This window comes from Shewanella sp. T24-MNA-CIBAN-0130, from assembly GCF_040310185.1.
In the GTDB taxonomy this organism is placed as follows: domain Bacteria; phylum Pseudomonadota; class Gammaproteobacteria; order Enterobacterales; family Shewanellaceae; genus Shewanella; species Shewanella psychromarinicola.
Map to the genome: position 1 here is coordinate 1 of NZ_JBEOPP010000097.1, position 7,975 is coordinate 7,975.

Annotated in this window: 7 protein-coding genes; 5 read left to right on the forward strand and 2 right to left on the reverse strand. The window is 40.5% G+C overall.

From position 1 onward, the window contains the following. Positions 1-526 precede the first annotated feature (526 nt). Positions 527-970, forward strand: coding sequence for an RNA recognition motif domain-containing protein (locus AAEZ02_RS21275; protein ID WP_101033675.1), 444 nt, complete (start codon positions 527-529; stop codon positions 968-970). Between the two features lie 42 nt (positions 971-1,012). Here the strand turns inward: AAEZ02_RS21275 and murI are convergent, their stop codons facing one another. Next, on the reverse strand, positions 1,013-1,792 hold the full coding sequence (gene murI / locus AAEZ02_RS21280) for a glutamate racemase (protein ID WP_101033673.1): 780 nt from the start codon (positions 1,790-1,792) through the stop codon (positions 1,013-1,015). A gap of 129 nt (positions 1,793-1,921) precedes the next feature. Here murI and trmA point away from each other — a divergent pair, with 129 nt between their 5' ends. Further along, complete coding sequence (gene trmA / locus AAEZ02_RS21285) at positions 1,922-3,019, forward strand: tRNA (uridine(54)-C5)-methyltransferase TrmA (protein WP_351077755.1); 1,098 nt, start codon at positions 1,922-1,924, stop codon at positions 3,017-3,019. A 64-nt stretch (positions 3,020-3,083) separates the two neighbouring features. On the opposite strand, the gene fabR is transcribed toward trmA, so the two are convergent. Continuing rightward, the gene (fabR, locus tag AAEZ02_RS21290; RefSeq protein WP_101033668.1) at positions 3,084-3,701 is read right to left on the reverse strand and encodes an HTH-type transcriptional repressor FabR; all 618 of its coding nucleotides are present in this window, start codon (positions 3,699-3,701) and stop codon (positions 3,084-3,086) included. 156 nt (positions 3,702-3,857) lie between these two features. Here fabR and AAEZ02_RS21295 point away from each other — a divergent pair, with 156 nt between their 5' ends. The 3 genes from AAEZ02_RS21295 to mnmH all read left to right on the forward strand — a co-directional run bounded on the left by AAEZ02_RS21295 (position 3,858) and on the right by mnmH (position 7,870). Further along, the gene (locus tag AAEZ02_RS21295; protein WP_101033666.1) at positions 3,858-4,967 is read left to right on the forward strand and encodes an acyl-CoA desaturase; all 1,110 of its coding nucleotides are present in this window, start codon (positions 3,858-3,860) and stop codon (positions 4,965-4,967) included. Positions 4,968-5,714: 747 nt separating this feature from the next. Then, a complete protein-coding gene (gene selD / locus AAEZ02_RS21300; RefSeq protein WP_124012997.1) occupies positions 5,715-6,770 on the forward strand; it encodes a selenide, water dikinase SelD in 1,056 nt (351 codons plus the stop codon). Beyond that, positions 6,770-7,870: a tRNA 2-selenouridine(34) synthase MnmH gene (gene mnmH / locus AAEZ02_RS21305; RefSeq protein WP_124012996.1), complete on the forward strand. Its 1,101-nt coding sequence runs from the start codon at positions 6,770-6,772 to the stop codon at positions 7,868-7,870. Before selD ends, mnmH begins: the two co-directional genes overlap by 1 nt. Positions 7,871-7,975 lie beyond the last annotated feature (105 nt).

Genomic DNA, 7,975 nt, shown 5'->3' on the forward strand with positions numbered 1-7,975 from the left:
ACAGAAGACAATTTCGAATAACTCAATACCTGTGAATGTCCACACAGATTACTTGATAAATTGTTAAAGAGCGTTGATGCTATCTTTCATGCATCGCCGTAAGACGCTAGGTCATTGGCTTGGGATGCGTATTTTACGCATTCCCTTTATGGCGTCAAGTGTTTTTTCAAACTTCTTTTTGCCTGTTATCAACACTATTAAGTAGTTGTAAATAACGCTAACCGGTTTCTGCTTTCGCTGTATGCCGTGTCAGTGGATGCGCATTATAGGCAGCTTGAGATTTAGTGCAAGCGCTTTTATTGATGAAATGTTTTGAATGTCGAACTTTTGGTCAGATCGATTCTTTTTTAACTTTTTTGTTCAAAGAACCGTCTTCACCTAAATCACAAAACACTTATTTTTGATATTTAAGTTGATTTCAAGCTCAATTTTTCAACAGTACTCTGGTTTATCTGGTAATTTTTAATTAGTATGTAATAGTATTTAACAGTTATTTATCATTTTTTTATTCATTAGAGATTATTTTATGCAGAAATCATTCGTGATTGTTTTGATTGCGGCGCTTCTTGGCGCTTTTGTTTTTTCTCAGTTTGGCGGCACACCATCTTCGGTAGCGTTTATTGCTGGTGTAGTCGTTGCGACGTTAATTTTCACCTTTATGCCATCTAGTGGTTCAAATTCTACAGAGGAACCGTATGTAGGTCCCACTATGACACTGTATGTTGGCAACTTGCCTTATCGTGTTCATGAGGGAGAAGTAAAAGCATTGTTCGGTGAGTACGGACCGGTTAACTCCGTTCGTCTAGTACGAGACCGTAAAACAGGACGCCGTAAAGGATTTGGGTTTGTTGAGATGTCTGAAGCGGGAGCACAGAAGGCAATGTCGAAATTAAACGACTACAGCTTTCAAGAACGCACGTTAAAGGTAAGAGAAGCTAAATCACAAGAATCTGATACAGAAAATAGCTAATCGTTATTGAGCAGGATTCTTAGCACTATTTAAACAGTGTTGTTAGTCGGTTATGGTTACCAGCGAAAAATCACCAAAACCATAATCGACTAATGTTGCTTTAAGCCCTTCGCTAATATCCTTGGTATAACACGCTTGTAATTGTTTACTTCCATCATTGTCTCTGCTCAGTAAAAACCTAACTCGCTTTGCTACTGCTTCCCCAGAATCTAATAGTGTTACGCCGCCACCAAGATAATAACTAATTTCTGACGCTATCATTGGGAAATGGGTACAGCCCAGTACCAGTACATCAATATTAGATGCCGCTATGGGAAATAAGATATCGTTCAGTTTATTTCTATCGATTTGCTGACGCGCCACATGTTGCTCAGCAAGTAACACTAAATCTGACGTACCAAATAATTCGACCTTGCAGTTTCCAGCAAACTGATTGATCAGCGCTTGAGTGTAATCTCGTTTCACTGTGCCCGGCGTAGCCAATAAACCAATGTGCTTTTTCTTCGATAACATCGCAGCAGGTTTTATGGCAGGAACAACACCCACGATAGGAATTGTTAATTGTTGGCGTAATAGCGGCAATACCAAAGTACTGGCGGTATTGCAGGCAACAACCACGATACTGGCATTAACACGTCGAGCATGATGGGTGATCAGAGCAACACATCCAGCTATTAACTCTTGCTCTGATAAGTTGCCATAGGGCAAGCGGGCATTATCAAATAAATAGCAATAATCATGCTGTGGCAGCTGTTTTCTAATTTCATTCATGACCGACAATCCGCCGATACCAGAATCAAATACTAAAATAGGTCCAGACAATAGGGGCTCCAAATATGAATATGCTCAGTTTTAATCGTCATGTCATTTTATACTTAGGCGCGTAATACTAGACATCAGCGTCATTTAGTATACTATTTGCGCCCTTTTTTACAGTCTTAGGTGGTCGATATGAATTTAGCTGCAATGGATCCTAAAAACTACGATGCACAATTACAACAAAAGCGCATCAAGCTAGAACAGGCCTTTGCCGATTTCAATCCACCAAAGCTTGAAGTCTTTGCTTCTGAGCCTATGCATTATCGCATGCGTGCTGAGTTTAGAATGTGGCATGAAGGTGATGACTTATATTACTACATGTTTGATAAAGCATTGAATGCTAAAGTGCGTTGCGATCAATATTTGCCAGCGGGGTTGATGATTAATCAAATGATGGCTGCATTAATCACCGAATTAACTCCCAATCCTGCGTTACGCTATAGGCTGTTTCAAATTGACTTTTTATCGACGTTAAGTGGCGAGATATTGGTCTCTTTGTTATATCACCGTCAGCTTGATGAAGAATGGCGCGAACATGCGACTCAATTAAAGGCAAAATTATCTGCTCAATTTAATGTCAGTATTATTGGCCGAGCACGCAAACAGAAAATCGATTTAGATAAAGACTATGTTACCGAAACACTTACAGTAAACGCTCAACGATTACATTATAAGCAGATAGAAAATAGCTTTACCCAGCCCAATGCTAAAGTATCCGTAAAAATGTTAGAATGGGCCGTTGATGCAACTAAAAACAGCCAAGGAGATTTACTTGAATTGTACTGTGGCAACGGCAATTTTACTATTGCATTGGCACAAAATTTCAATCGCGTTTTAGCAACCGAACTGGCCAAGCCTTCAGTTGATGCCGCTCAGTACAATATCGATATTAATAAAGTCAATAATGTCCAAATTATTCGTATGTCTGCTGAAGACTTTAGTGATGCGATGGCGAAAAAGCGTCAATTTAGACGTTTAGAAGGCATCGACTTAGACAGTTACGATTGCAATACTATCTTTGTTGACCCGCCTCGTGCAGGCATTGACCCTGAAACATTAAAGCTTATACAAGGTTATGAGCGGATTTTGTATATTTCATGCAATCCAGAAACACTGAATGACAATTTGTTAACCTTAGGCCAAACACATAAAATCACTCGCTTTGCGCTATTTGACCAATTCCCCTATACAGACCACATGGAATCAGGCGTATTACTAGAACGTAAGTAATGCAGATTAACTAACAAACAGGGCGCTAATGATTAGCGTACTGTTTGTTTATAAAGGCAGTTGATTAGGCTCTATTATCCATTTTATGTTGTAACGCTTCAGCACCAGTAGCGACCATCCGCAGTTGCAATACTAATTGGTCGGCCAACGCTCTACGTTCGCTACGTTTTGAATCCAACGCCGATGCTCCCGCATTAAATACCAAAATAACCAGCGCTTCAGCTTGAGCGCGCGCTAACACAGGTGTGCGGTTAGCTTGTGCTTCAGTGTAATGAGCAAGTTCAGAGATAAAGTGTTCAATTTCGCGCTCAACTGCAGCTCTAAATGCGGCAGAGGTACCTGAACGTTCATGTAACAGTATTCGAAATACGTTAGGGTTTGATTCCAACACTTCCATAAAAGTGTCAACAGAAATACGGATCACGCTACCACCGGCTTCTGCGCGTTGACGACCTTTACGCATCATTTGACGTAAGGTTAATCCGCCTTCATCGACCATGGTTAAGCCAAGCTCGTTCATATCTTTAAAATGGCGATAGAATGATGTGGGCGCAATACCAGCTTCACGTGCAACTTCACGTAAACTTAAGCTAGAAAAGCTACGCTCGGCACTGAGTTGATTAAATGCAGCATCAACTAATGCACGGCGGGTTTTTTCCTTTTGTTGTGCTCTTACGCCCATTTACTAATCCATTCAGTCAATATTAATTCACAGATAATACCGTTTTTACAACAGAAACACAGCCCTGTTAAGCTTGACCATGACTAGTTCTGTACGTTAAATTAGCGTACAATTGTACGCTCAACTTATTTATCCCTATTATTGGAACCCTACTAAATGAAAAAACCTCCAATCATTTGGCTTAATACCCTGTTATTTGCCATTACTTTTATTGGTGCTCTGGTGTTAATCCCTTGGCGTGGTTTTACCCATGGCTTTGATGGCATTGAATGGATTGCATTTGTTATTTTCGCTTACGCAAGTGGTCTATCGATTACTGCGGGTTACCACAGATTATGGTCACATAAAGCTTATAAAGCTCACTCATCGGTTCGTTTTTTATACGCACTAGGCGGAGCGTTAGCACTACAGAACAGTGCATTACATTGGTGTAGTGATCACCGCGTTCATCACAAACATGTTGATAATAATGATAAAGATCCGTATTCAGCCAAAATGGGATTTTGGTACAGCCACATAGGTTGGATGCTGCGCGAGTATCAAGCAAGCCGCTATAGTAACTATAATAACGTCCGCGATTTACAAAATGATCGTATCGTTATGTGGCAACACAAGCACTACTTAGCCTTAGTGATTTTAATGAATATAGGTTTACCAGCATTTATAGGCTGGTTGAATGGCGATATTTTATCAATGGTACTTATGGCAGGTTTATTGCGTCTAGTGGTAGTACATCACTGTACGTTCTTCATAAACTCATTGGCTCATCTCTGGGGCAAACAACCGTACACAGATAAAAATACCGCTAAAGATAATGCATTTTTAGCATTGCTGACATATGGCGAGGGTTATCACAACTTCCATCATATTTTCGAAAATGATTACCGCAATGGAATAAAATGGTGGGACTACGATCCAACTAAATGGTTAATCAAGCTAATGAACTGGTTTGGTTTAGCCAGTGATTTACGTAAAGTGCCACAAGAGCGCATTGAAAGTGCACGTTTGCAGATGCAACTTTTACAAGCACAGAATCAGGTTGCGCACTTACCTAACTGCGATGAAATAATCGAAAAATTTCAAGCAGAGTATGAGCTGATGAAGCAACACTTAGTCGACTATTATCAAGCGAAAAAGAGCTTGTTAGAGGCGAAACGCAAGCAACTTACAGATCACAATCTGAAACAACAAGTACAATTATTGCGTAACCAATTTCTTGAACAACAACGTAATTGGAAAAGCTTAACGGCTGCTTATACGTCATAATACGTAAATAGCATAAAAAAAGGTTACGTATAGCGTGACCTTTTTTTTAAGTAATCTCAACGAGTTCGAGTAAAGAGTTAATTAATCTCAGCTCTTAACCCATGTTGAGGTTTGGTAAATTGTTGGGCGCACTTGCTGTTACAACATTTGGCAGTTGGTCTGACTGCCATCGAAAAAGGGGCAATGCTCAGCGCCACTTTAGACCAAAAATCCTTAGGGAAAGTGGTAAGTACCCGCCCTTGTGGCTAAAGTTAACCCCCTCACTCCAGAGGCTAACAGGATAGTATCGCCGTCTGCTGAGTATTCAACAGTGTATTATCACTCATCTTTAACGTTAATGTTGTGGCTAACTGCGCTAATGACTGTTCAGATACCGCTAATAATAAATCGTGGTAGCTTCTCAATATATGAATCAAAGTACTTGATACCTAACCTATTTGACTCGCCAATTTTATTAATCTTAGCTTATCGATGTTCTCGGCTTTAAATGGGTCATCACCATCGCTCGCCATTTGTTTTATGTGTTCATGTGTATGCTCTTTGCGCCTTACCACGATAGTCGGCTCTCCGTCATATGGTCTCTATTGGTTAAAAAACTAGCCGCAACCAAAATAAAAATAATGCTCATAATTATCTTTTATTCTCGACTCTCGACACTGTCACGTTAATGACAGAGTAAAATACAAGATATTCTTACTGAGAAACATTATAATTGCTGCTCAATACGCCAGCGATAAATCAACTACCATGCCTGATCAAACAATTAAGCTCACCGAATATAGCCATGGCGCAGGCTGCGGCTGTAAAATTTCCCCAAAAGTATTAAGTACCATTCTTGCGTCACAACTCCCTGTGTTTACTGATCCTAACTTATTAGTCGGTAATCAAACACGTGACGATGCAGCCGTCTATAAGCTGAATGAACAAACTGGCATTATCAGTACCACTGACTTTTTTATGCCCATTGTGGATGACCCATTTACCTTTGGCCGAATTGCAGCAACCAATGCCATTAGCGACATATATGCCATGGGGGGAACGCCTATTATGGCGATTGCTATTTTAGGTTGGCCAATCAATCTATTAGCAGCAGAAATAGCCCAAAAAGTGGTTGATGGTGGACGTCAAGCCTGTGCCGATGCTGGTATTATGCTGGCTGGCGGTCACAGTATTGATGCCCCAGAACCTATTTTTGGTTTAGCCGTGACAGGACAAATCCCGCTCGAGCAAGTAAAGAAAAATAACACCGCTAAAGCTAACGATCGCCTATATATCACCAAACCGATTGGAATTGGCATTCTTACCACTGCGCAGAAACAAAAGAAACTGCGTGATGAAGACAGTCAAATTGCACCTAATGCGATGTGTCAGCTCAACACGATTGGTATTGATATCGCTAAAATTGTTGGCGTTAATGCCTTAACTGACGTCACTGGTTTTGGACTGGCTGGCCACTTAATTGAAGTGTGCCAAGGTGCAAAACTTAAAGCGAATTTAATATTATCCCAAGTTCCTTTGTTACCCAAAGTCAGTGATTACCTCGCTCAAGGTTGTATCCCAGGCGGTACCCATCGTAATTTTGACAGTTATAGCGAGTATTTACCGCCATTAACCGATGAACAGAAAGCCATTATCTGCGATCCACAAACCAGCGGCGGATTGTTAGTTTCTGTGAGTGCAGAGGCTGAAAATGAACTGAAAGTATTATTGGAAACCAATGGTATTGCCGCAACTTGTATCGGTACCCTCCATGAATATGAACCTCGCGCTGACGGATACGATATCCTTATGGAATTAAGCTAATGAGTGACGTCATTCCCAGCTCAGAATATGGCAGACTATTATTAGAAAATCGTCCGTTAATAGATGTCAGAGCACCCATTGAATTTTCCAAAGGTGCATTTAGTCACTCGATTAATTTACCGTTAATGCAAGATAGTGAACGCCAAAAAGTAGGAACATGTTATAAACAAAATGGCCAAGATGCTGCCATAGCGTTAGGTCATAGGTTAGTAAATGGTCCCGTTAAGCAACAACGTATAGATGCTTGGCTCGCTCAGTTGTCACAACATCCTGATAGTTATTTATATTGTTTTCGTGGTGGTTTACGTTCAACGTTATCACAGCAATGGATTAAAGAATCTGGCATAAATATCCCATATATTGAAGGGGGTTATAAAGCCATGCGTAATTTTTTAATCAATACTATCGAGCAGGCACCCAATCAATCTAAAGTGCTCATTTTAAGTGGCATAACAGGCAGTGGTAAAACGGAAGTTATCAACCAACGTGATGAGTCCGTCGATCTTGAAGGCATTGCCAATCATCGGGGATCAAGCTTTGGCAAAAATATCGATCCACAACCCAGTCAAATTAACTTCGAAAATAACTTAGGTGTGGCATTACTGAAGCATCAACAACAGCAACATAGCCATTTACTGTTAGAAGATGAAAGTATGCTTATAGGCAGGTCAGCCCTGCCTCATCATTTTTACAACGCCATGCAACAAGCGGATATTATCGTTCTCGATGAACCATTAGATGCGCGTTTACCGCGTTTATTGAATGATTATGTTGAACAAAAACTCGCTGATTATGTGTCTCACTTTGGTGAGCATGATGGTTTTGATGCATTTAGAGCTTATTTGACTCAAAGTTTATTGGGGATCCGTAAACGCTTAGGCGGTAAACAACATCAGCAATTACAGGACTTGGTTGACGATGCACTTGAGGTACAACAAAGCCAAAATGATACCAGTAAACATCTAGACTGGATAAACCTGTTACTCGATATTTACTATGACCCGATGTACCAATACCAACTTGAAAAGAAAAATGACAGGGTTGTCTTCCAAGGGAGTAGGCAAGCGATACACCAATGGCTAGATACTCACAAGTCATAAGTCATTTCAAAAAAATGCCCTCTAGATGAGCAATGCCGATCGTTTAAGAGCACTTGACCGATCCTGCAGATGAAAGATAATCCCTACCAGTATTCTGGTGGGGAT